This window comes from Romboutsia lituseburensis DSM 797 (genome assembly GCF_900103615.1).
GTDB lineage: Bacteria > Bacillota > Clostridia > Peptostreptococcales > Peptostreptococcaceae > Romboutsia_F > Romboutsia_F lituseburensis.
Map to the genome: position 1 here is coordinate 490544 of NZ_FNGW01000003.1, position 25106 is coordinate 515649.

A 25106-nucleotide genomic window follows, 5' to 3' on the forward strand; every position below is an offset into this window, starting at 1 on the left:
AAATGATTATTATAATATTTTAAAATAAAGTCTTGTTAAAATGTGTAGTAACTTTGATTATATTAGCTTCTTTTTCAAAATTATTTAATATATTTATATTATATAATCTACTTTCATTATTGTTTTTTAAAACTAATAAATCTCCTTCATTTAATTTTATAAAACCATCTATGTTAATATCTACACTACCTTCTAAGCAATAAAAAATTATAAACATTTTTTTATTATTCTTAATATCCATTGATAAATCCAAGTTTTTTAAAGCTTTACATCCTATTTTTATATGTTCTAAATTACCATCACAACCTTTATTCATCATAAGGTTAAAATCAGTAACCTTCCCATAGCTTTTAGTTATCCAGTCGCCTTTAAACCTATCTTGTTCAAATTTATTTAGTTTAATTTTATGGTATCCTTCATGATCTAAATCAAGAGTTCCATTTAGAATCATAATTTTTCTATCTATTCCTGGTAAACTAGTAAAAGTAGATTCATTTACAGTTACTTTTGCAGAACTTATTCTAAATATAAAATTTAGTTCACTGTATATAGAATTTTCAGGATATATGTATAACTGAGTTGTAGTTCCTCCTGACCAATAGCTTGTTTTATATTCATTTTTTCTTATAATCTTTATATCATATGTCATTAAAATCCCCCCTAAGATTAATACTTCTATTACACCTATTCAATACTTTTACTCAAACTCCTTTTATAAAAACAGCCACCTCTATATATAAAGATGGCTACTTTTAAAATTAGCTAGTTTTAACTACTGGCTTACTATTGCCAATTGCTAATAGTACACCTAAAGCTATTGATAAACTTGCCGCAAATAAAACTCTATATTTTCCTGGAATTAAAAAAGTTATAGTATGTGCTGGTATCCAAAATAACGGTATTGTTTTTCCTATAACAAAGGATAAAAATCTATTTAAATCTATTCTAGTTGCTATTGATTTAATACTTATATCCTTTATACCTTCATATTTCATGTCCAAATATGTGTCTGTTATTTTATGTGTAAACATAAATGTTGGTGCAAATGTAAGATTCATAACAGCAGATGTAAAAAATGCAAACACAAATTTAGATTCTCCTGCTGGTAATAATTTCATTTCTAGTACCCTAGTTACTCCGGCATCAAATATTGTAAACATTAGAGTAATTACAACCCCTATTATCCCCCATATTATTGCTCTTGTAAAAAAATAACTTTGAAACTTCCATTCCTTTGATTCTAATCTTTGTGCTAGCATTTCTCCCATTGTTGATAAAATAGCAAATTTTATAAATCCTCCTAGTAATTTATAACTATCTGTAAATAATATAAATGCATCTCTTGTTTTTTCTACTAATAGGATTATTCCTATTAATAAAATTATTCCTCCCCATATGTAATCTCCTTTTTTCATCAGCATCTCCTTCTTTTAGATTTACATTTTATTTTATATTTTGCTTATTATCTATAACTTTGTACTTTTTTTGCTTAATTCCTCCTTAATTTTAAATTTTTCATATAAAAATCCCAAATATAAAGACTTTATATTTGGGATTAATTTAGTTATATACTATTAGTAATCTTTATTAAATTTTCTTTGCAACTGAATTTAAAAGCTTCTAAATCTACATCTTTAACTTTACATATATACTTATAGACACTTTTAATTTCATTAGGCATTCCATAAACATCATTGACCCATTGTAATGCTGTTGGACCATCTGTTTCTGCCAATAGCTTACTTACTGGTATCTCTTTTATTATTTCTATTGTTTTAATATTCGAATATAAATCTACACTCGCTGTAAAATAGCACTTTAAATCTATTAATTTTAATAAATTATCTCTGTCTCCAGAATACCAATGTATTATTGTTTGATTAGAAACATCATACTTTTTTATTAAATCTAGCACTAGCTCTTCTGCACCTTTAGTATGTACATTTATGTATTTATTGTATTTTTTAGCACATTCTAAGAAATATTTAAATACTCTTATTTGATTTTCATAAGTTGATTTATCTTCTACCCAATGAAAATCCAAGCCTACTTCTCCAATTAATGGTGTTGTTTTTATATATTTTTCTAAATTTTCTAAGTTGTATTTCCCTTTATCAACATTCCATGGATGTATTCCAAATATCGGTATAATATATTTGCTTTTATTTGATATCTCTAAATTTTTAACATAACTTTTTTCATCCATTGAACATGCTATTGTTTTTATCTTTTCGTTATTGATTATATTTATTGCCTTATCTATTGTTTCATTTGTATAAAAATCTAAGTGGTTGTGAAAATCTATATACATATAATCTCCTTAATTCCCAGTATATATTTATGTATTTTTAAATCTATTTCTATGTACTTTTTTCTTATCAAATCTATCTATATACTCATTCTCTTCATTGGTATATCCTATTGAAATTAAAGCATACGGTACTAAATTTCCAGGTAAATCCAAGGTTATTTTTACTTTATTAACTACTTTGTTTTTTGGAAATACTCCAGTCCAACAAGAAGCTAAACCTTGATTAGTTGCTTCTAGTAAAAGATTTTCTGTGCTTGCCCCTAAATCTTGCATCCATTTGCCTGCTTTTAAAAATCGATTTTTATTTCCAAGAACTGCTATACATATAGGAGCCTCTTTTATATGTTTAGCTCTATGCTGGACTTTTGATAACTGACTTAATATTTCTTTATCATCTACTATAACAAACTCCCATGGTTGAGAATTTTTTGAAGATGGAGCCTGCATTGCTGATTTTAATATTTCAATTATCTTATTTTCTTCAACAGATTTATCTATATAGCTTCTTATTGATCTTCTATTTTTTATAACATCTAACATATTTCATAGGTCTCCTTTTAACTATAAGTTTAGACTTTTACTAATAAAGTATTCTATACCCATTTTAGCATATATTTAATTATCTTTTAAAACATTCCTCAACAATGAACCATTTATATTTATCAGATTACAAATATTTAATTTTCTTTTAACTTATTATTAAGATATAATAGAGCTAAATAAAAACTATTATTGGAGGAAATATATATGAGATCACATGAAGTTGACTTTAAATTATATGGAGATGATATGCAGTTTGTAGAAATAGAGCTAGACCCTAAAGAAACAGTGGTTGCTGAGGCTGGTGCTATGATGATGATGGATCAAGATATTACTATGGAAACTATATTTGGTGATGGTAGCAAAAATTCAGGTTCTAAACTATTTGGTGCTGCAAAAAGAATGCTAACAGGTGAAAGTCTTTTCATGACCGCTTTTACAAATGATGGGTATGATAAACAAAAAGTATCATTTGCGTCTCCTTATCCAGGTAAGATAATTCCTGTTGATTTAGCGCAAGTCGGTGGTAAGTTAGTTTGTCAAAAGGATGCATTTTTATGTGCGGCTAAAGGGGTTAGTATTGGTATAGATTTTAGAAAAAAACTAGGTGTTGGATTTTTTGGTGGAGAAGGATTTATTCTTCAAAAATTAGAAGGAGATGGACTTTGCTTTATACATGCAGGTGGTACTATTGTAAAAAAAGAGTTACTTCCAGGAGAAAAGCTAAGAGTTGATACTGGTTGTTTAGTTGCTATGACTAAAGATATTAATTACAATATAGAATTTGTTGGTGGTGTGAAAAATAGTTTATTTGGTGGTGAAGGATTATTTCTCGCTAGCTTAACAGGCCCAGGTAGTGTATGGATTCAAAGTTTACCATTTAGTAGACTTGCTTCTAGAGTCTTTGCTTCTGCGCCACAAGTCGCTGGAGATAGTAGAGATGAAGGAAGTATTTTAGGTTCTTTAGGAAATTTATTTGAAAGATAGTATTATGTTAAAATAAAAAAGTCTGATTTTACCCAGACTTTTTTATTTTACATCCTTAATAATTCAAATTTATTTATCATTTAATCCATATATTTCATTCTTTGAATATTATTTTTTCATCATACACCAATATGAAACATTATCTACTGGCATATTCCCCGATTCTAATACTTTAAATCCTAACTTTTCATAAAAATGTACATTTATAATATTTTGAGTTTCTAAATAACATGATATATTTTCACCTTCAATTTGTTTTAAAACATACTTTAGCATATGACCACCATATCCTTTTCTTTGGTGTATAGGGTTAATTCCTATTGGTGATATTTTTATAAATTTATTTTTCATGTACAGTTTTTCTTTTGGAGATAAGTAATCTAAAATATCAACCAATTTTTTCATATTATTTTTACCTAAAGTACACATTACCTTTATTCCGCCTGATTTAATTACCTTAAGAGGTGTCATAATATCCTCACCAGGTAATATTATTAGTACACCTTCATATTTATCTGAAATTGTGTATACTCTTCCATATTTTAAACCATATCTAATTCTCATCTCAAAAAAATAAGTTAAATATTTTTTCCTTTTATTATCATCTGGAAATAAGTTCATATACAATGGATCTTTTTCCAAAGATAAAGTAAGAACTTTTGCTAATTTAGCTAGTTCATATTTTTTTAATTCTAATATTTGTTTCATATTACTCTCCCCATTATGCCTTTTTACTTCGCAAACAGTTTATCACACTTAAATAAATGATACAATATAAGGGATTAATACATATGCTTATTATATGAAGTATAAATACTAAATATAAAATTAATATGCTTCAGAGTAATTTGCTATGTAAAATTTTTTATTATCAAAATACCATTTTTTAATATTTCTGTAAAAGTTTTTTTTCATTTATAATATCCGTGCATTCATATTTTTTTATCTTAAAATCTAATCGTTCTATTGTCTTTTTTATTTCTTCCATTTTTTTTATTAATTCTTTACGTTGTTGTATTAGTATTTCTTTACGAGCATTCATAGTTTCATCGCCTTGTTTAAATAAATCAACGTATTCTATTAAAGCTTCAATTGGAAGACCTGCACTTCTCATGCACTTAATAAATTCTACCCAATTGCAATCTTCCTCTGTATAGCTCCTTCTACCTCTGTTATCACGATTTACATTTGGTAGAAGTCCTATTTTTTCATAATAACGTAATGTATCTTGAGAAAGTCCAAATTTTTCACTTACTTCTGTAATTGTCATGTTTTTAGTCTCCTAATTATTATATTTAAATATATAATAATACTTGGAGTTAACTCCAAGTCAAGTATTTTCAACTTTATTTCTACTAGGTATTTTTATATTTATAATTTCTATTTAGTGTTTCCATGTTAAAATTTAAACTTATTAAATCTTTCCATTTTGCTTGTGCAAAAAGCTACTGACTATGTCAGCAGCTAATCTATTTCTATCATTTCTCCATTTATTGCATATATAACGAATTCACATATGTTTGTAATATGGTCTCCTATTCTTTCTAAATATCGACCTACAAATAAAAGCTTTACTCCTTGATTTATATTATGTTTATCTTTATGCATAGCGCTTAAAGCATCTATATGAACTGCACTGTATAATTCATCTACCACATCATCTTGTAACCCTGTTTTATGAGCTAACTTAGGGTCATTATTCTTTAAAGCATTCTTTGCACTTTTTAACATTCCTATAGTTACATCCTTCATCTTAGGAATATCTATAAGTTTTTCTACATGCTCCTCTGTTCCTATTTTTATAGTCTCCATAGCTATGTTTACAGCATAGTCTCCTACCCTTTCAAGTTCCATAGCTATAGATCCTAGTGCATATATTATTCTTAAATCCTTTGCTAGAGGTTGTTTAAGTGCCATTAACTCTATACTTTTTTCTCTTATATATTCTCTTAAATCATCTATTTCATCATCTAGTACCAAAATATCTTTAGAGGCTTCTAAATCTTTTGATACCATAGCATCTACTGCTTTTGATACTATATTTTCACACTTATCCATCATTTCACATGTCATATCTATTAGTTCATTTATATTTATATCTAAATTATTTAAATTCACACTTTACCTCCTTCTTTAATTTGATTTTATCCAAATCTACCTGTTATATAATCTTCTGTTCTAGAGTCTTTTGGATTCGTAAATATAGTTTTAGTATCATCAAATTCAACTAATTCTCCGCTTAAAAAAAATGCTGTTTTATCAGAAATACGTGCTGCTTGTTGCATATTATGAGTTACTATAACAATTGTATATTTTCCCTTCATTTCTTGTATAAGTTCTTCTACTTTTAATGTTGATATTGGATCAAGTGCAGATGTTGGTTCATCCATAAGTATAACTTCTGGTTTCATGGCTATAGCTCTAGCTATGCATATTCGTTGTTGTTGGCCTCCTGATAGTCCAAGAGCTGATGTTCTTAGTCTATCTTTAACTTCATTCCATATAGCTGCATCTTCTAGACTTTCTTGTACTATTTTATCTAATGTAGTTTTATCTTTTATACCATGTACTTTTGGTCCATATGCTACATTATCATATATACTCATTGGGAATGGATTTGGTTTTTGAAATACCATTCCCACTTTAGTCCTAAGCTTTATAACATCATCACTTTTGTAAATATCTTCTCCATCAATCTTTATCTCACCTTTTATCTTTACATTATCTATTAAATCATTCATTCTATTTAATGTTCTTAAAAATGTAGATTTTCCACATCCTGATGGACCTATAAATGCTGTTACCTCATTTTCATCTATATCTATATCTATCCCCTTTAAAGCTTTATTATCACCGTAATATAATTCTAAATTTTTAACACTAATTTTAGACATATTGCACCTCTTTTAATAATTAGCTTTATTAAATTTCTTAGTTATTAATTTAGCTAAAGTATTCAAAATTAATATTATAACTATCAAAACAATACCTATTGCTGCTGCTTCTTGTATATTTCCTTTTTCTTTTGTTACTAAATAAGCTTGAACTGTTAATGTTCTTGCACTTTCAAATATGCTCGTTGGCATTTTTGCTACTGTTCCAGCCGTAAGTAGTATTGCTGCTGATTCGCCAATTACTCTTCCTATTGATAATATAAGACCAGAAAGTATTCCTGGTGTGGCACTTGGAACTATTATTTTGTATAGTGTTTGAAATTTAGTAGCTCCAAGTCCTAATGATGCTTCTCTATAACTTTTAGGGACTGTTTTTAATGACTCTTCTGTTGTACGTATTATTAATGGTAATATTATTATTGAAACAGTTAATGACCCTGATATTATAGAGTAATTAAGACCTAATACTACTACAAAAAATATTCCTCCGAACAATCCATATACTATAGATGGTATTCCTGCTAAACTTTCAGTTGCAAATCTTATTATTTTTACTACTTTACCTTGTTTGGCATATTCTTGTAAATACACTGCAGCCAATACGCCTATAGGAGTTGCTATAAAGATAGATAAGACTATTGTATATAAAGTAGCTACAATCATAGGTAAAATTCCACCTTGCCCACTAGCTGAGTAATCACTAAGTAAAAACGCTGGTGTTATCAATCCTATGCCATTTATAAATATAAATCCAACTATTATAACTAGAACTGCTACTGTAAATATTGCACATAGATATACTAATGTATTTAAAATATTATCCTTTATTTGTCTCATATTATTTGCCTGCCTTATTTGAGATTTTAGTTAAAATTAAATTTAGTATTAATATAAACATGAATAAAACAACACCTGTTGCAAATAGCATTTCTTGATGTGTTCCAAATGCATATCCCATTTCTAGCGCTATATTCGTTGTAAGCAGCCTTACACTATCCATAATAGATTTAGGTATAACAGGTGAATTACCTGCTACTAATATTACGGCCATTGTTTCTCCTATCGCTCTTCCAACTCCAAGTACAACCGCAGCTAATATACCTGATCTTGCGGCTGGAAGTATAACCTTAAAAGTTGTTTCTGTTTTTGATGCTCCAAGTGCTAGCGAACCTTCTTTATATACTTTTGGAACTGCTTTGATAGCAGTTTCTGAAATAGTAATTATAGTTGGTAACATCATTACTGACAACACAATGATTACTGCAAATAAACTTTGTCCTTTTGGTAGTTTAAAAATTTTTTGTATATTAGGAACAATAAATGCAACTCCAAAAACCCCATATAACACTGAAGGAATACCTGCTAATAACTCAACCGCTGGTGAAATAAGCTTACTAATTCCTTTCGGGGCTACTTCTACTATAAACGTTGCTGTTAGTATACCTATAGGTGCACCTATTATAAGAGAACCTATAGTTGCATATAAAGAACCTAATATCATAGGTAGTATCCCAAATTTATCATTGCTTGGTACCCACTCTGTTCCAAATAAAAATTCAGATAAAGAATACCCTTTTATAATAAAAGGTGTCAAGCCTTTATAAAATACAAATCCTATAATTAAAAGTAAGCTAAGTACAGCAATTAAGGCACTGATTAAAAATATCTTTTCTGTTACAAATTCAACTATATATTTATTTTTATTACTACTATCTTTAGAGTTGGTTAATTGATTATTACCTGCCATGATGATAACCTCCAAACAAAAAATCTCTCTCCCTAAATAAAGAGAGAGATTTTTTGATCTAAATGAATTATTTGATTTTTATTAGACCATTTTCTTCAACTATTTTTTGTCCCTCTTCACTTAATATAAAATCTATGAATTTTTTAGATTGCTCAGTTTCTTTCTCTTCTTTATATACTAATAAAAACGGTCTTGAAATTTTATACTTTCCATCTAATACATTTTTTGCATTAGGCTCTATACTATCTACATTTAAAGAATTTATGCTATCGTCTATATACTCAAATGAGATAAATCCTATTGCATTTTCATTAGTTGTTACAGTAGATTTTATGTTACCTGAACCATCTCCTATTTGAGCCTCTTTCGTAAGTTCTTCTGACTTATATCCAACTATTTCTTGAAATGCATCACGAGTTCCTGATCCATCTTCTCTACTTACCACAACTATTGGAGCGTCTTTTCCTCCAACATCTTTCCAGTTTGTTATTTTTCCAGTATATATGTCTTTTATTTGAGCTATTGTAAGGTTATTAACAGCATTTGCTTTATTAGTTATAACTGATATACCATCATAAGCTATTTCTACTTCTTTAAGCCCAGCATTTTTTTCTTCTTCTTTTAAGTCACGAGATGACATTCCTACTTGTACTGTTCCATTTATAGCATCCTTTATTCCTGCCGACGATCCAAGTTGATTTACTTCTACATTTATATCGCTATTTGATTTTTTAAAAGACTCTGCCTCTTTCTCTATAAGTGGACCTACAGAAGTTGATCCAGATATAGTTACACTACTACCCATCTGCTCTTTAGATTTTCCACACCCTACTGCCATTGTAAGTACTAACAGTATGTTAAGAAATACAACTAATAACTTTTTACTTTTCATGTTAATCCTCCATCATAGTTTAAATTTCAATTTGTTTTATTATGCCACTACTACCCTAATTTTATTAATAAAGTAAAATTTATATAAATACTGCTTAAATAAATAGTTACAAAATAAAAAGTAACAAACTTTTTAAATTTTGTTACTTTTTTAGTTTAAATTTATTACTTTTCTATCTAACTTTTACAGCTTGCTTAAGTATGAATTAACTCTTCATTTGTAAAAAACGTGCATTTTACTGTATTTGTAATAAATTTACAGTATAATTTTTCTACACTTATCTATCCTTGAAATTTCAACTATTGTGCATATTAAAATTGTAACTATTTTGTTACCATTTTTAATTTTTATTTAGATTTACTGTTTACAAACTCAAAAATATGTATTAAGATTAATTACAAGCTCAACAAGTTACAAAAAAGTAACAAATTTTTTAAAAATGACTAATAAAAAACTAAACGGTTAATAATATATAATTTTTATTTAAAATTGGAGGAGATTACTATATGAGTATGAATAAAAAATTGAGGAAATCATTAATAATAACTTTAGGATTGACGATAGGTGGATTTTACGCAACTACTAATAGTATATATGCAGCACAAAATGAAATGGTAAATGCTGATAGTCTAAATATCAGAAAAGGTCCTTCTATACAATATGAAACTGTAGGCTCTTTACAAAAAGGTAGTGTAATAGAAATATTAGAAACTAAAGATGGATGGAACAAAATTAAACTTTCTGAAGAAAAAGAAGGTTGGGTAAGCTCAGACTTTACAGTTAAAGAAAAAGGTAGCGTAACTGCTAGCAAGTTAAATATAAGAAAAGGTCCTTCTACTGAGAATGATAAAATAGGCTCTTTAGAAAAAGGAAAAACTATAGAAATATTAGAAACAGAAAATAACTGGTTTAAAATAAAGTTAGAAGATGAAAAATCAGAAGACAAAAAAGAAAATAAAAAGATAGAAGAATTCGGTTGGGTATCTTCAGAACATATATTCACTGAATCTCAAAAGATAAAAGAAGAAAAACAAAAGGCTTTAGATGCACAAAATATAGTTAAAAATAATACTATTGTTTCTAATGTATCATCTAATCAAAGTTCAGATACTTCATCTAATACAAATTCTAATGAAGAAAATACATCTTCATCAACTAATGGTAGAACTTTAACTGTAAATGCAAGTGCATATTCAGGGCATACTATAACTGCTACAGGGACAACACCTAAGTGGGGTACAATAGCTGTTGATCCATCTATAATACCTTACGGAACTAAAGTATATATACCTATGTTTGACAAAGTGTTTATCGCTGAAGACTGCGGTGGAGCTATAAAAGGAAATAAAATAGATATATTTATGAATAGTGAGCAAGAATGTGTAAACTTTGGAAGAAAAAATATAGAAATAAAAATATTAGGATAAAGTTGGTATATTAGTATATTAATTCGCCAATTTCTATTCAAAATAATATACTATTGATTAAATTTCAATAGCATATTATTGTACTAAAAAAGGAGTTGTAAAAAATTTACAACTCCTTTTTTTATTTTAATGATGAGAGCAGCCATCATGGTTGCAAGAATGATTTGCAGGAAACTCATTTAATTTATTTTCTTTTAGCATTTGTAAATTTGATGATACGTTACCTTCGCAAGCTCTATAAACTTTTATTCCCATAGAGTTTAATTTCATTATAGCCCCTTGTCCTATTCCACCAACTATAACTGCATCAACAGTTTCACCTGATAAAGCTTTTATTGGCTGACACTTTCCATGTTCATGTCCTAAATCACCATTTCCTATTGATCTAACTTCATTATTATCTAAGTCACATATAACAAACATTGGAGCTGATCCAAAATGATTAAATGGAACGCTTTCCATTCCTTTGTTTTCTTGTACTGGTATACATACTTTCATTTTATATTTCCTCCTCTAATCTTTTTTTACAACATTTTTTCATAGATTTACAATTTGTTTTGCAATCTAATATATTAAATTCTTGTATATCAAATTTTTCCTTATAATCTTGTAAATCTTCATTAATTAAAGATCCTAAAAAATCCTTGGATTTTTGAAATAATTCTTTGTTTATATGGTATATAACATAGTATCCATCTTTATATCCAGTTATTAGATTATTTTGCTTTAAGACCTTTATATGTTGAGAAACTGCAGCTTCTGATATATTAACATGTTTTGCTATCCCTTTTGCGCATACGTTTTTATGGGCTAAAAGTAAAAGTATCTTTACTCTAGTTTCATCACCCATTGATTTAAATACATTTACTATGTCTTTCATGTTCACCTCTTAACTAATTAAGTAATTACTTAATTAAATTGTAGTCCTATCGTGTTTATATGTCAAGAGTAGTTTTATAAATCTATGATTTTATGAAGATATAAAAAGTCATTTCACAATCTAATGAATAATTATACTTAATGCAATAACAGTATCTACTCACATTATTTGATTTAAGTATGCAGGAACACCTATTACTTTTATTTTAAATTATTTATTAGAATAAAATAGTAATTGCATATATAAAAAGCTATCTTAAAATAATTCATTTTAAGATAGCTTGTCCCCTTAACACCAAACCCTCACCTATTCTAAACTAACATCTGGTAGTAAATTTTAAATTGTACACTTGTTATACCTAAAAATCTTTTTAGGATTTAAATTAAATTGTATTCGGCTAAATTTTAATAGTTTTGTATCACCGTTAATACTGTCCAAGTTTTAGAAATTTAACCTAATTTCCAAAGGTTGTTAATGTTCACTTTTAGATAGGCTACTCACTTATATTATATTAATTCTGTTAACCAGTTTTTCTCTTGAATCTTTATATCTAACTCTCTATATTTTTTTGAAAGTAAATCACATTCTTTCTGTAACTCTGAAACATTTATTGTAGATATAAACTTTACTTCTGATTGGCTATATCTATCTATTCTTATACTAGCTTCTTCTATTACAGATATTAATATGTTTCTTTTTCTTTTTATACTATCTCTAGTGCAAATTGCATCAGCTAGTGTCGTATTTCCTTCAAATCTGGTTTCATTATTTGTTTTATTTATTCTTTTTATTAACTCTTCTAATTCTTTGAGTATTGATTTTAATTCATTTAATAGTTCTATTGGGTTTTCAGAAGCAATTTCACCTTCTTGAACCTTAGCATTACTAGTTATACGATTTTTTAACTCATATGTTTTATTTTGGTAGTCAGATCTTATTATAAGAGCTTGTGCTAATTTCATACTTTATCTCCTATGTTAAATTTATATATTTAAACTATTTTTACATTAATTAATATATATTAATTAATGTATGTTTTCAAGTTATTTTAACATTTATTAGTAATTATACATAATTAATTTCTCTGCAATATAAAACATACCAAAAACGAACTTTTTTAACTTCAGTTTCATATGTTGTATTTTTTAACTTAAAGATAATTGATTTATTTTTACCTAAAAAAGATATATTGTTAATAAATTCAACATTTTTTATACCTTGATCATTTATAATAGTTTCTCTTATTTCACTTTCTGTTGGATACGTATCTATATTATATAGCTCAATATAAAATCCTTTTTTCACAAAGTATTCCCCCCTTTTAGTATTTAAATTTTATAATAAGTAATCATTAATTATATATTTAATAATGCATTTTTAGCATCATCCTTTCTAATATCTTTCTACATATCTTTACTGTAACTATTATGACAATAGAAAATGAAATAGCTTCTATTGAATTATCCAAAAATTTAAGATTGATTAATTCATTTATTAAGAAATAGTAACACAATAGAACGAATAATGTAAAATTCAAATTTAGTAGAACACTTACTAGTTTTTGAATATTCCCATACCTAAATCTATTTTTAGATATAATTAATGTTTTGCTAGAGTTTTTTGTATCCTTAATAAAATCTAGAATACCATATTTTATAATAATGCATATTGATAAACTTATTATAAATGATATATGATACACAAATGTTAAAAATAAAGATGTGACTATTATGAATAAAAAAACTACACTACTTGTTACAACTTTAAAAATTTTTCGACCAAATAAAGTTAATAAACCAATTCCCAGTATTAGTTCCATAACAAAGTTCCTTTCTTAAATTATATTTATAGTAATATTATTTCTGCATTTAGATAATAATTTCTTTAACTAAAATTATATCCTTCAATAAAAAATAAATTCATTAAAGTATATTTCATTTTATATTATATCATTTTAACTGAAGGCTCTGTGAAATAATTATATTACAATTATGTATAGGGGAAAGAGATTTTAAGTACAATTTTAATTAAAATAAAACTTCTTAAATATTTGATAAATAAGCATTACAACTTAATAGAATGAAAAATACAGTACAATAATTTATTTGTACTGTATTTTTCATTATAAAAACCATTATTATTACAATTTTATATTTGTTTAATTCCCACTTATTGATATTAATTTATTTGATACACACATACCTACACCAATTATAGTTTCTATATGCATCAAATGCTGTAAAGATGGTTCAAATAATATAGTAGCATTAGGTGATATTTCATCATCACCTTCCCATACAGCTATGCAAATATTAACTTTAGGAAGTACTTTAAATTCATACCCTTTATCACCAAATTTGATATATGATCCACCTAATTTTAATGCACTTTGTTCAAATATATTTATATTTTTTCCGAATTTCTTTATAAGTTCTAATATAGAAGCTTTATAAAATGCAGGGTAAAACAATGCTCCTCCATTTGGTATCTCCTTTAAACTTACCCATTTATTAGTATTAATTATTTTTTCTGCTGAGTATGTAAGATAATTTAAAATAATTATGGCATCTGAAATTTCAGGTACCTTACCATCTTTTTTTCTATATATAGTTTCACTATCAAAGTCTAATACATAGTCCTTTTCAAAAAATGGAACTATATATTGTCTTTTATCAGTATAATATTTAACATTTAACCTACGTTCTACATCTGTAGGATTTAACTGTTTCAACTTATTCCATTCACTATCATATGCAACTTTATAATTACTTTTCATATCATATTCCCCCTTTATAGTATATATTTAATTATAACTATTTTTAATAACCTACTAGTACAATTTTATTAAAATTTTCTAAATATAATAAAACTAATAATAAAAAATACAGTACGAATTTCATACTGTATTTTTTATTAGAATGATTAAATTTATATATACATCTATTTTATTAAGCTATTCATTCCAAGTCTTTTAAATTCTTCATTCATTATAGATTTATCTATATTAAGCCTTAATCTATTTATATCTAACTCTTGAATTTCTTCTATATCTGTTTTTATAGTTGCCAATTTTTTACTTATAATAGCATCTTCTTTATATAAAAGTAAGTTCTTTATAGGTGTTCTTTTTATACCTAAACTTTCCTTAAAAAACGTATTAAGCTCTTTTTCTTTGGATTTATCTAAATTTTCTAGAGCTTCATATATTTTTTCTATTGATCCATAGTGAGACACTAATGGTCTACTTGATGTTTGTCCAACATTTTTAACACCTTTTATATTGTCTGACTTATCGCCTTCTATTGCTTTTATATCTATTATTTGTATCGGCTCTACACCTTTAAAATGTTTTACATATTCAGGGGTATACTCAAATACACCATTTGGCAACTTTAATCCTTTTTTATCGATTTCTAATTCCTTATACATATCATCGCATTTACCTGTTACCATCCATAATCTTGTGTACTCTGATACTAATTGAAGATAGTCTTCATCTTTGGTGTGTAAATATATTTTTATATCTTTTTCAAATTTCTTAACTATACTTCCTGCAAAATCATCTGCTTCATAATCTGAATGAGAAAAGACTGGTATATTTATTTTTTTAAGCATTTCTGTAAGCAACATAAATTGACTTTTTAATGGATATGGAGTTTCACTTCTGTTAGCCTTATATTCTGGATCGATTTCTCTTCTGAAAGTATTTCTACTTCTATCTAGCACAATAGCCAAGTGAGTTATTTTTTGAGCTTCTATTAATGGCAATAATGTTTTAAAAAACATATATATCCCATTTGTATATTCTCCTTCTGGAGACCTCATTAATTTAGTATATGCAAACTCTTTTTGTTCATCTGTTTTAGCAAATAGCAAATCTCTAGCTGTTGCATAAAAACTAGTTGATAGTAGAGATGAACCATCTACTATTAATAGTTTTTCTTCTATATTATCTTCAAAAATATCTTCATCCATATCTACTGCTTCAAATTGACCTAAGTCAAAGTCTAAAATTATATTACTCTCTTCTTCAATTTCTATTTGATTATTACTTAGAGTTGTTTTTCCTCTTAGGTCTGTGTCTAACTTAGAACCTACATAGCTATTTAGTCTTATATATTCTCTTCTTGATTCGCCTTCTCTATTTTTTAAATCCTCATTGTACAAAGTTTTTTCAAGTTCTTTTATATATTTTAAATGTTCTTCAGTAATTTCTTTTTTAAAGTTATATAGTATTACATTATCATCTTGTTTTTCACTTTTATCTTGTTGTTCTAAAAAGTCGAATAAGTTATTCATAATTGCTCCTTTATACTTTGTTTATATTCCATCATTATATTTTACCACTTAATAAACTTTATAGCTATAATTAAGTAGTTTCAAAAAAATAACCCTAACCAATTGGTTAGAGTTATTTTAAAATTGGAGGCGACACCCAGATTTGAACTGAGGATCAAGGAGTTGCAGTCCACTGCCTTACCACTTGGCTATGTCGCCTTATATCTCACTATATAAGTATATGAATTTATTTTAATTTTGTTACTACATTTATAAGAATTTTAATGGATTTAAAATTAACTGTTTACTTTTAAATACTCCACTTGAGTAAAATACTAAAATTTTATTGTCGAAATCCAATTCATTTATTATCATTTTACTAATAAGCTTAATTCTTAATCCAATTTGAAATAAAACAATAGGTATTATTTTTAGTTATTTATAAAATATATTTACTTATTTAAGATTACTAAATACAGCTATAGAAAAATATCTAGCTGTATTTAGTAATTATACTCATTAATTTTTATTTCATTTAAAAATAGCGCTATATCTTTTTTATTTATATATCCAGTTTCCATATATAACGCATTTGACATTCCACATGAATTGGCAAGTTTTAAACAGTCTTTCAAACTATAATCATTTAATACTCCATATGCAAATCCAGCTATAGAAGAATCTCCACTTCCTACGGTATTTAAGACTTCTATCTTTGGTATTTTAACATCATATATATGTTCTTTATTTAAAAATATCATTCCATCTTTGCCCATTGAAATACATATATTTTTCACTCCTTTTTCTAAAAGAAATTTCGAAGCATTTATAGCATCTTCCTTATTATTTATTTTTTTATGTGTTAATAATTCTAATTCCTCTATATTAGGTTTTATTAAATATAAATTTTCACTAATAGACATTTCTAAACTTCTTCCACTTGTATCTAATATAAATTTTACACCTTTTCTATTGCACATTTCTCCTACTGTTTTGTAATAATCAACTGGCATTCCTTGGCTTAAACTTCCTGACGCTACTAAAACTTTACTACTTTCTAAAACTTTATCTAATTTAGATTCAAAATCTAATATATCATCTTCATTGATTCTAGGCCCTTTTTCAAGTATTTCTGTACTATTTTTATCTCCATCTATGATATTTAAACAAATTCTGCTTTCCCCATTTATTTCGGTAAAATTATTAACAATTTCAACTTTATCTAATTCATTTTTTATATATAATCCATTGTATCCACCTAAAAATCCTAAGCATATTGGACTTTCGCCTAACTGTTTTATAACTTTAGCTACATTTAGTCCTTTCCCACCTGCTGTTGGATTTACAAAGTTTGCTCTTTGAACGGTTCCTATCTTAAATGTTTCTAATTTATATAGTCTATCTATTGATGGATTAAACGTTATAACTGTAATCATAAGCTTTATTCTCACTTTTACACATTTTTATTTTTTCGACTACTACATCATACATAGCTTTTTTTGCCGGAACTAAATATTGTCTTGGATCTGATGCATCAGGATTTTTACTAAAATATTCTTTTATTGCACTTGAAAATGGCATCTTAAGTTCTGTAGCTATATTTACCTTACATATCCCTTTATTTATAGCATTTTGAACAGAATCATAAGGTACTCCAGATGCTCCATGAAGCACTAACGGTATGTCTACTAACGCTCTTATTTTATCTAGCCTTTCAAAATCTAACTTAGGCTCACTCTTGTATAATCCATGAGCTGTCCCAATAGATACAGCTAAAGAATCTACACCTGTTAATTTAACAAACTCTAATGCTTCATTAGGATTTGTTAAAAATGATTTTTTTTCATCTACTACTAAATCATCTTCTATACCGCCTAGTTTACCAAGTTCTGCTTCTACACTAGCCCCATACTTGTGTGCAAAATTTACTATGTCTTTTACTATTTTTACATTTTCTTTAAACTCGTATTTTGAAGCATCTATCATAACAGATTTACATCCAAGAGTTATAATCCTTTTTATATCTTCTGCGTTCTCATGATGATCTAAATGAAATGTTAAGGGTATAGTATTAATTTCATTTGCTTTTTCTATTATGGCTAATAAATAATTTTCATCTGCATACTTAACTGTTGAAGGTGTTGCAGCAAGTATTACTGGTGATTTTAAATCACTTGCAGCTTGTAAAACAACTTGTATTGTTTCTAAATTATGAATATTAAAGGCAGGTACTGCATATCCCTGTTCTTGTGCTTTTATTAGCATTTCCTTTGTAGAGTTTAAATTCATATTTATACGCCCCTTTTATGTTTTTGATTTTTTAAATCATTAATATTTTACATAAATATTTTATATTAGTAAAAATTAATTCTTATATTAAATCATGTAATATTACTCCTTGAACAACTCTATTTACCTCTCCTGTTGGACATGGATTATCAGGTGTTATATTTAAATTAATTGCTTTTAAAAAAGATAGCATTTGACCAAATATGATTTGTTGAAGTGGAAGCAATGCTTCATTTTTGACACTATAATTGATATTATCTAGTTCAAATATATAATCTGCTTTATTAGATATATCGTTATCTATATCGCAACCTATAACAACAACCTTGTCTCTTTTTCTATGAGTTAACATCTCCCTAGCTAAATCTAAATCATACATTCTTGTATAATCATAATTAGATATATATATAACAGTTATCGTAGTATCATCTATTACAGATTTTGGTCCATGTCTAAATCCAAGCGGTGTATCATAATTTGCATTAACTATACCTCCTGTTAATTCTAATACTTTAAGAGCACTCTCTCTTGCTATAGCTTTAGACGTTGATGATCCTAAATATACTATTCTCTCAAATTCTTCATTCACTAATTTATTAACTTTATGTGTGTTATTAACTAAGAAATCATTGACACTTACAGATAATTTGTCAACATCTTCTACAAAACTTTCAATATTACTCATATTAAATATGGCCATTGCACTTAAAACCATAGTAGTAAAGCTACTAGTCATAGCAAACCCTAAATCATTAGTTTCTTTTGGCATCAGTAATAATAAACTTTTTTCATCATCTTTAGTATTTTCTGCTAATTTCCCCTCTTTGTTACAAGTTATTATAACTTGATATAAATCATCTACAAGTTGATTGGCTAATTTAACTGCATGAACACTTTCTGGCGAATTACCTGATCTTGCAAATGATATTAAAAGAGTTGGAATGCCTTTTATAAAATAACTTTGTGGACTTGCAACTAAATCTGTTGTCGCTATAGCTTCTACTCTTTTATTTAATAAATTAGTTAAATAAGGCTCGCAAGTTTCTCCTGCGAATGCTGATGTTCCTGCACCTGTAAGTATTATCCTACTATCCTTTATACTTGAAAATTTATTCATAAAATCATTTATTTTATTTTTATTTTTTTTAATATTTAAAACAGCTTCTTTCCAAACTGTAGGTTGTTGCGTTATTTCTTTCGCTGTATTTAATCCATTTATCTGCTTTAATATTTCAAGATTTATTCCTAATAATTGCTGACCTATTTTATCCATTTTATTTTCCCCCTTATTAATTATCACACTATCATTGTATATTTTTATGACCTATATGTATTTGTAATTTTATCCTTCTATTTTGTAATTTTATATTTACATAGATATTGTTTTTTGATGTGTGCTATATTAAAAATATGTAGTAAGTAATTTAAAATTGTTAATCAAAAACATATTTAGTAACTATATTTCTAGATACTAGGAGGATTTTTAAACGCTATGAGTGATTTAACTTTACTTATAAAACCAAGTTATAGGGATTCTATTTTAAATTTCAAATAATAATTTTATTTTTTAATATACTATAAAGAGAGCTCAAAATATTTTAAGCTCTCTTTTAATCTTATTAATTACTTATCTCTCTTTTAAAATAATGCCAAGTATTCCAAACAGAAACTAGTTCCCATCCTTCATTTCCATATTTATTTAATAATTCCAATGTTTTATTAGAGTCACCAGTTATAATAACGCATTTATATTCGTACTTTACCATCCTAACACCTCAAATTCTCTTTTATTATTTTATATTAAAAAATACATGTCTATATTCTACTTATGAAAAACATTATTTTATTTATTGAGCTCTTTTTTTATTATATTAATATTAATAATTACAATAAATTTTTAATTGATTTTTGTCTTATTATATCCTACACTTAACTTGAATAAAGATTTTAATACTACTATGGCAATTTTCAAGGGGGAATAGAAAATGAAAAAATTAGTTGTAACTGACAGAAGTGCCTGTCAAGATTGCTTATCATGTGAAATAGCATGTTCTCAAGCTTTCTATAAAGCATATGAATTAAATACGTCTTGTATAAAAATAGGACATAAAAAAGATGATTCTATAGATGTTAAGGCATGTAACCAATGTGGATTATGTGCTAGAAAATGTCCTCAAGAAGCTATAACTCAAAATGCTAAGGGAGTTTACATGATAAATAAGAAAAAATGTAATGGATGCCTTACTTGTGTTGAGGCCTGTCCAAAAGGCATCATAGCTAATGTGGAAGGAAAACCTGTTCCTTCTAAATGTATAGCTTGTGGTATATGTGTTGACGCTTGTCCTATGGGTATACTTCAAGTTCAAGAAGGATAATTTTACATATATTAGGCTATAAATATTACTAAATTTTTATAGCCTTTAACTTTTTTAAAAAATATTTTTAAATTTTGTATTTACAACTTGATAGTATATATGTATAATAAGTTTTAAATAATATAAATTTTAAAAATATTCAATAAAAGGAGTTCTTAATATGATAAATAATACAAACGTAACTAACAGCATAAAATTAAATATATATTATTACTTTAGCTATTTTAGTTAGGTTTGTATTTATGATAGAGATAAATCATCGTAGATACAGACCCATTAGGTTATGTATCTATGATGGCTAAAGATAATTATAATGTAGCCACATAGATAAAATACTATGTGGCTTTTTTAATCCTAGGCAAAAACTAAGCCACATAGTATAACTATGTGGCTTTTTTATATATAAATAAATAGAAAGAGGTAAGATTATGAAAAAAAATATAGACATTCTTATTATTGGATTTGCTTTGTTTTCAATGTTCTTCGGAGCAGGTAATTTAATATTCCCACCATACATAGGTATGACATCTGGTACTGGTTGGTTAACAAGTTTTTTAGGATTTGTAATTGCTGATATAGGTATTATATTATTGTCAATTAACGCAGTTGCAAGAGCTGGTTCTTATCAAAATGTAGCCGGAAAAGCAGGAAAGAAATTTGGATTAAGTTTAGAATTTATTATGATGCTTTGTCTTGGACCGATATTAGTTGTTCCAAGAACAGCCGCAACTACTTTTGAAATGAGTATTGCTCCACTATTTGGATCATTTAATCCTATTGTATTTTCTATAATTTTCTTTGCTATAACATTTACGCTTACTGTAAGACCAACTAAAGTTATGGATATTATAGGTAAGTTTTTAACACCTATACTTTTAATTGCTCTTGTTTTCTTAATAGGCAAAGGAGTTATATCTCCTATAGGTGATTTAAAATCCCTTTCTCATTCTGATGGATTATTTGCTACAGGACTTACTCAAGGGTATCAAACAATGGACGCTTTAGGTATAGGAGGAGTTGCAGCTCTTATTATGTCTTCATTCTTTAATAAAGGTTATGTAGATAAAAAAGAAAATGCTAGTTTGACATTAAAAGCTTCTTTAGTTGCAGGTTGTGGGCTTATACTAGTATACGGTGGATTAACTTACTTAGGTGCTACAGTTTCTACTATTTATGATCAGTCTATATCTCAAACTGCTTTGTTAATTAATATAACGCATAGTCTTCTAGGTTCTACTGGTACATTATTATTAGGTATAGTCGTTGCATTTGCTTGCCTTACTACAGCTATTGGATTAACATCTGTTACAGCTAAATACTTCGAAGATGTTTCTAATAAAAAAATAAAGTATGAGCATATAGTGACTTTAATATGTATATTTAGTGCTGTTGTTTCTAATCTAGGAGTTGACAAAATTATTTCTATAGCAGTTCCTATATTAACAGTTTTATACCCTGTATCTATAGTGTTAGTTTTAATGAGTTACTTCAAAAACATACTAACTAAAAATTCAACATTTAAAGGTGCAGCCTATGCAACATTGATTGTAAGTATACTTACTGTATTAGATACCTTAGGCTTAAATTTGAATTTTGTCCACTCTCTACCTTTTGCTGAATTAGGTTTTAACTGGGTTTTACCAGCTATAATCGGAGGTATTTTAGGAACATTCCTATTCAAAGATAAAGTAGAAACTATAGATAAAAAAGTTTCATAATTAAAAAAGTGCTAAATACTAAAATTAGTATTTAGCACTTTATTTATCAATTTATAGTTAATGCTTTTCTTCCCATCATAATCCATATATTGAAAAATTTTTTTTTGGTAATTTTTTTATCTTTTTCATTTGTTAATGGATCATTATAATATATATAGTTTTCATCAAATCCAGTTAATGTTACTGCATGAGTTGAAAAAGTTGCATTTATTTTATTTCCATTAATGTCATTCCAATTGACCCACTCTATATTTTCTCTAAATTTCGATGTTACCCAAACAACTATAGGTCTATCTGATGCTAGTATACTTTCTAACTTATCAAGGCTGCATCCTGTTAAATCTAAGGCCCCTTTTGAGTAATATATTTGTATTAATTCTGATAATGGTTTAGGGTTTATCGCATATCCCATATTATTCTTACCAGTAACATCACCTACGAACCCATATTCTGGATTTCCCCATAATTTTATGTCTCCAGTATCATCAAAATATATGTTTGTTTTATCTTTTTTCATGTAAGATGCTAGCGTTAACTTATCTATATTTATATTTTTATATTTTAATAGCATAGCTAAACTAGTAACCTCACACCCATTTTTTAACTCTGGGAGCTGACTTATCAATGAAACATCCATTTTACTTTTCCATGATTCATATATATTGTTAGTTTCATTTATCTCTATTTTATAAATTAAATTTCTCTGTATTGATTTTATACAATAAAATAAACTAATTGTTATAATAAATATAACTAATAAACTAAATAGCATTTTTATTAAACTCTTAATAGCTATCTCCCCTATCTTAAATATATATATAATTATTTATACCTTTCTAAATTTATATATTTTTATATAATAATTAATGCATAAAAAATCAATTTTTATCTTTGATAGCTATTTAATTGCTGATAAAATGTAATCATGAGACCTGCACTACTTTCTTGTGCTAATGTTACACACTTAATACCAGTTAATAAAAATCTAGTTTTTAAATCTTTTATTTTGTTATATTGATTGTCTATTTCTAGAGCATTAAATCCATTATAATTTAAGTATTCCTCTATACTATTTAATATAATAGGTTGATTTTTAGATTGAAAATTTTTTATTTTTTTATAGTTTATTCTTATATAGCCTTCAAATTGAATATGATTGTCAAGCACAGTTCCTTTAGCGTGCTGAGGTACAGTTAAGTCTTGTACTAAATGGCTTGCAGCTCCAAATAAAAACATACTCTTTGAATAATCACCGTTATTATAATAACTAATTGCATTATTATAATACTTCTGAGCTAAAGTTAATGCATTATCTTCTGATCCAAATTTATTTTGGGGATTATTAGGATTATAAAAATGATAATAAGACTTAAAGTCTTGATCAGCCCAAACTATACCTTTATTAATATCTATCATATATTTGCTAAAAAAATTATATTCTTTTTCATATCCATTTTGATGTAAAAGATTTAGAGCATTTTTTTGAATAAATTTATGGACTTCACAGTTTGTTTTTATAATTACTTTCTTAAATGGATTTAGAACCTTAAAGGTACCATTTATAGTCGCTGAATAAGCATTTCCTAATGGACTTTTCACATATATCACCCACTATATTCTAATTATTGATCTTATATAATATGATTTAGGTTCTAGTTTTGATATAAAAACTATTTAATTATTAGATTTCTAAAGTTATTTAATTATACAGACTATTCTATATTTAATCTCTAATTTGTGTTTTTCATTTTTTTCCAATATACTTATTAGAATGAGATTATTTTTTATTTTCAAATCAAAAAGGGGGGATCTCTTAACTTTATGGAAAATTTAATTTTATCTGTCAATGTTATACTTCCGTTGTTCTTTACAATGTCTCTTGGATATATAATAAAAAGAATCGGTATGTTTAACGATATTACATTAAAAACTATGAATAGCCTTACTTTCAAAGTTTTTCTACCATCATTATTATTTTATAATATTTATAAAACAGACTTGAAAACAGTATTAAATTTAAAATTAATGCTATTTGCAGTTACGTGCATAATTTCTATTTTTTTATTGTTATGTTTCCTTATACCATTTATAGAGAAAGATAATAAAAACAAAGCTGTACTTATACAAGCTATTTTTAGAAGTAATTTTGTAATTTTTGGTATACCTGTAACAGTATCTCTTTTTAACCAAGATGCTACAGGTGTTGCATCTATGCTAATTGCAGTTGTAATTCCTACGTTTAATATTTTATCAGTTATCGGTTTTGAAATATTTAGAGGTTCTAGTATAAATTTTAAGAATATAGCTAAAGGTGTTGTTTCTAATCCTTTAATTATAGCGTCTGCTGTTGGTGTAAGTTTTCTTGCTTTAAATGTACAATTGCCTACTGCTGTAGATAAAACTATCTCTGATCTTTCTAAAATTGCTACACCTCTAGCTATTTTATTATTAGGGGGATCATTTGAATTTAAGGCTTCTACAAAATATTTAAAACAACTTGTGCTTGGAGTTCTCGGTAGGTTAATTATTGTTCCATCTATATTTTTACCTATAGCTATCTCAATCGGATTTAGAAATGTCGAACTTGCTTGTTTTTTAGTAGCAGTAGCATCTCCTACTGCAGTTTCTTCATTCACTATGGCAGAACAAATGGACGCTAATAGCGAACTTGCTGGTCAACTTGTGGTATTTACCTCTGGTTTGTCAGTTATTACTGTATTCTTATGGATATTTATTTTAAAACAACTTTGTTATATATAAATAAAAGG

General features: G+C 26.8%; 29 protein-coding genes and 1 tRNA gene. 5 read left to right on the top strand and 25 right to left on the bottom strand.

Annotated features, from left to right (window positions below; genetic code table 11):
• Positions 1-19: 19 nt before the first annotated feature.
• The 4 genes from BLP75_RS08180 to BLP75_RS08195 all read right to left on the bottom strand — a co-directional run bounded on the left by BLP75_RS08180 (position 20) and on the right by BLP75_RS08195 (position 2851).
• Positions 20-649, bottom strand: a complete 630-nt coding sequence (locus BLP75_RS08180; protein ID WP_092725191.1) for a HutD/Ves family protein — start codon at positions 647-649, stop codon at positions 20-22.
• A 109-nt stretch (positions 650-758) separates the two neighbouring features.
• Positions 759-1415: an Mpv17/PMP22 family protein gene (locus BLP75_RS08185; protein ID WP_092725192.1), complete on the bottom strand. Its 657-nt coding sequence runs from the start codon at positions 1413-1415 to the stop codon at positions 759-761.
• A 149-nt stretch (positions 1416-1564) separates the two neighbouring features.
• Entirely contained in the window at positions 1565-2311 is a 747-nt protein-coding gene (locus BLP75_RS08190) for a TatD family hydrolase (RefSeq protein WP_092725193.1), read from the bottom strand.
• 27 nt (positions 2312-2338) lie between these two features.
• On the bottom strand, positions 2339-2851 hold the full coding sequence (locus BLP75_RS08195; protein ID WP_092725194.1) for a nitroreductase family protein: 513 nt from the start codon (positions 2849-2851) through the stop codon (positions 2339-2341).
• Between the two features lie 207 nt (positions 2852-3058).
• On the opposite strand from BLP75_RS08195, the gene BLP75_RS08200 reads away from it, so the two are divergent.
• Positions 3059-3838 carry a TIGR00266 family protein gene (locus BLP75_RS08200; RefSeq protein WP_092725195.1) on the top strand — a complete coding sequence of 260 codons (780 nt, stop codon included), beginning with the start codon at positions 3059-3061 and terminating at the stop codon, positions 3836-3838.
• A 108-nt stretch (positions 3839-3946) separates the two neighbouring features.
• Here the strand turns inward: BLP75_RS08200 and BLP75_RS08205 are convergent, their stop codons facing one another.
• From BLP75_RS08205 to BLP75_RS08235, 7 genes are all read right to left on the bottom strand, one after another.
• Positions 3947-4546 (bottom strand): GNAT family N-acetyltransferase, encoded by a 600-nt coding sequence (locus BLP75_RS08205; protein ID WP_092725196.1) that lies wholly within the window; start codon positions 4544-4546, stop codon positions 3947-3949.
• 178 nt (positions 4547-4724) lie between these two features.
• On the bottom strand, positions 4725-5108 hold the full coding sequence (locus tag BLP75_RS08210) for a MerR family transcriptional regulator (protein WP_092725197.1): 384 nt from the start codon (positions 5106-5108) through the stop codon (positions 4725-4727).
• A 194-nt stretch (positions 5109-5302) separates the two neighbouring features.
• Positions 5303-5956 carry a phosphate signaling complex protein PhoU gene (gene phoU, locus BLP75_RS08215; protein WP_092725198.1) on the bottom strand — a complete coding sequence of 218 codons (654 nt, stop codon included), beginning with the start codon at positions 5954-5956 and terminating at the stop codon, positions 5303-5305.
• A gap of 26 nt (positions 5957-5982) precedes the next feature.
• Positions 5983-6732 (bottom strand): phosphate ABC transporter ATP-binding protein PstB, encoded by a 750-nt coding sequence (pstB, locus tag BLP75_RS08220; RefSeq protein ID WP_092725199.1) that lies wholly within the window; start codon positions 6730-6732, stop codon positions 5983-5985.
• Positions 6733-6744: 12 nt separating this feature from the next.
• Positions 6745-7569: a phosphate ABC transporter permease PstA gene (gene pstA / locus BLP75_RS08225; RefSeq protein ID WP_092725200.1), complete on the bottom strand. Its 825-nt coding sequence runs from the start codon at positions 7567-7569 to the stop codon at positions 6745-6747.
• Position 7570: 1 nt separating this feature from the next.
• Complete coding sequence (pstC, locus tag BLP75_RS08230) at positions 7571-8479, bottom strand: phosphate ABC transporter permease subunit PstC (RefSeq protein WP_092725202.1); 909 nt, start codon at positions 8477-8479, stop codon at positions 7571-7573.
• Positions 8480-8546: 67 nt separating this feature from the next.
• Complete coding sequence (locus BLP75_RS08235; RefSeq protein ID WP_092725204.1) at positions 8547-9371, bottom strand: phosphate ABC transporter substrate-binding protein; 825 nt, start codon at positions 9369-9371, stop codon at positions 8547-8549.
• 506 nt (positions 9372-9877) lie between these two features.
• On the opposite strand from BLP75_RS08235, the gene BLP75_RS08240 reads away from it, so the two are divergent.
• On the top strand, positions 9878-10798 hold the full coding sequence (locus BLP75_RS08240) for an SH3 domain-containing protein (RefSeq protein WP_092725206.1): 921 nt from the start codon (positions 9878-9880) through the stop codon (positions 10796-10798).
• Between the two features lie 126 nt (positions 10799-10924).
• On the opposite strand, the gene BLP75_RS08245 is transcribed toward BLP75_RS08240, so the two are convergent.
• The 12 genes from BLP75_RS08245 to BLP75_RS17990 all read right to left on the bottom strand — a co-directional run bounded on the left by BLP75_RS08245 (position 10925) and on the right by BLP75_RS17990 (position 20011).
• Positions 10925-11296 (bottom strand): NifB/NifX family molybdenum-iron cluster-binding protein, encoded by a 372-nt coding sequence (locus BLP75_RS08245; protein WP_092725208.1) that lies wholly within the window; start codon positions 11294-11296, stop codon positions 10925-10927.
• 1 nt (position 11297) lies between these two features.
• The gene (locus tag BLP75_RS08250; protein WP_092725210.1) at positions 11298-11678 is read right to left on the bottom strand and encodes an ArsR/SmtB family transcription factor; all 381 of its coding nucleotides are present in this window, start codon (positions 11676-11678) and stop codon (positions 11298-11300) included.
• Positions 11679-12184: 506 nt separating this feature from the next.
• Positions 12185-12640 carry a DIP1984 family protein gene (locus tag BLP75_RS08255; RefSeq protein WP_092725212.1) on the bottom strand — a complete coding sequence of 152 codons (456 nt, stop codon included), beginning with the start codon at positions 12638-12640 and terminating at the stop codon, positions 12185-12187.
• A 103-nt stretch (positions 12641-12743) separates the two neighbouring features.
• Entirely contained in the window at positions 12744-12983 is a 240-nt protein-coding gene (locus tag BLP75_RS08260) for a hypothetical protein (RefSeq protein ID WP_092725217.1), read from the bottom strand.
• Between the two features lie 58 nt (positions 12984-13041).
• The gene (locus BLP75_RS08265) at positions 13042-13497 is read right to left on the bottom strand and encodes a hypothetical protein (RefSeq protein ID WP_092725218.1); all 456 of its coding nucleotides are present in this window, start codon (positions 13495-13497) and stop codon (positions 13042-13044) included.
• A gap of 339 nt (positions 13498-13836) precedes the next feature.
• A complete protein-coding gene (locus tag BLP75_RS08270; RefSeq protein WP_092725219.1) occupies positions 13837-14454 on the bottom strand; it encodes a DUF3786 domain-containing protein in 618 nt (205 codons plus the stop codon).
• A gap of 164 nt (positions 14455-14618) precedes the next feature.
• Positions 14619-15977 carry a 5'-3' exonuclease gene (locus BLP75_RS08275; protein WP_207645428.1) on the bottom strand — a complete coding sequence of 453 codons (1359 nt, stop codon included), beginning with the start codon at positions 15975-15977 and terminating at the stop codon, positions 14619-14621.
• A gap of 124 nt (positions 15978-16101) precedes the next feature.
• Positions 16102-16175 (bottom strand) — tRNA-Cys (locus BLP75_RS08280).
• A gap of 284 nt (positions 16176-16459) precedes the next feature.
• On the bottom strand, positions 16460-17392 hold the full coding sequence (gene pfkB / locus BLP75_RS08285; RefSeq protein ID WP_092725220.1) for a 1-phosphofructokinase: 933 nt from the start codon (positions 17390-17392) through the stop codon (positions 16460-16462).
• On the bottom strand, positions 17370-18245 hold the full coding sequence (gene gatY / locus BLP75_RS08290; RefSeq protein WP_092725221.1) for a tagatose-bisphosphate aldolase subunit GatY: 876 nt from the start codon (positions 18243-18245) through the stop codon (positions 17370-17372). Before gatY ends, pfkB begins: the two co-directional genes overlap by 23 nt.
• 82 nt (positions 18246-18327) lie before the next feature.
• Positions 18328-19518: an SIS domain-containing protein gene (locus BLP75_RS08295; protein WP_207645429.1), complete on the bottom strand. Its 1191-nt coding sequence runs from the start codon at positions 19516-19518 to the stop codon at positions 18328-18330.
• A 346-nt stretch (positions 19519-19864) separates the two neighbouring features.
• Positions 19865-20011 (bottom strand): DUF4177 domain-containing protein, encoded by a 147-nt coding sequence (locus BLP75_RS17990; RefSeq protein WP_139149831.1) that lies wholly within the window; start codon positions 20009-20011, stop codon positions 19865-19867.
• Positions 20012-20230: 219 nt separating this feature from the next.
• Between BLP75_RS17990 and BLP75_RS08300 the strand changes: the two genes are divergently transcribed.
• Positions 20231-20620 carry a 4Fe-4S binding protein gene (locus BLP75_RS08300; RefSeq protein ID WP_092725222.1) on the top strand — a complete coding sequence of 130 codons (390 nt, stop codon included), beginning with the start codon at positions 20231-20233 and terminating at the stop codon, positions 20618-20620.
• Between the two features lie 428 nt (positions 20621-21048).
• Positions 21049-22338 (top strand): branched-chain amino acid transport system II carrier protein, encoded by a 1290-nt coding sequence (gene brnQ / locus BLP75_RS08305; RefSeq protein WP_092725223.1) that lies wholly within the window; start codon positions 21049-21051, stop codon positions 22336-22338.
• Positions 22339-22384: 46 nt separating this feature from the next.
• Here brnQ and BLP75_RS08310 read toward each other — a convergent pair whose 3' ends face one another.
• Together BLP75_RS08310 and BLP75_RS08315 are read right to left on the bottom strand one after the other, a co-directional pair.
• Positions 22385-23110 carry a C39 family peptidase gene (locus BLP75_RS08310; protein ID WP_092725224.1) on the bottom strand — a complete coding sequence of 242 codons (726 nt, stop codon included), beginning with the start codon at positions 23108-23110 and terminating at the stop codon, positions 22385-22387.
• Positions 23111-23223: 113 nt separating this feature from the next.
• Positions 23224-23937, bottom strand: coding sequence for a zinc dependent phospholipase C family protein (locus tag BLP75_RS08315; protein WP_170139106.1), 714 nt, complete (start codon positions 23935-23937; stop codon positions 23224-23226).
• Positions 23938-24159: 222 nt separating this feature from the next.
• Between BLP75_RS08315 and BLP75_RS08320 the strand changes: the two genes are divergently transcribed.
• Positions 24160-25098, top strand: a complete 939-nt coding sequence (locus tag BLP75_RS08320) for an AEC family transporter (RefSeq protein WP_092725226.1) — start codon at positions 24160-24162, stop codon at positions 25096-25098.
• Positions 25099-25106: the final 8 nt, after the last annotated feature.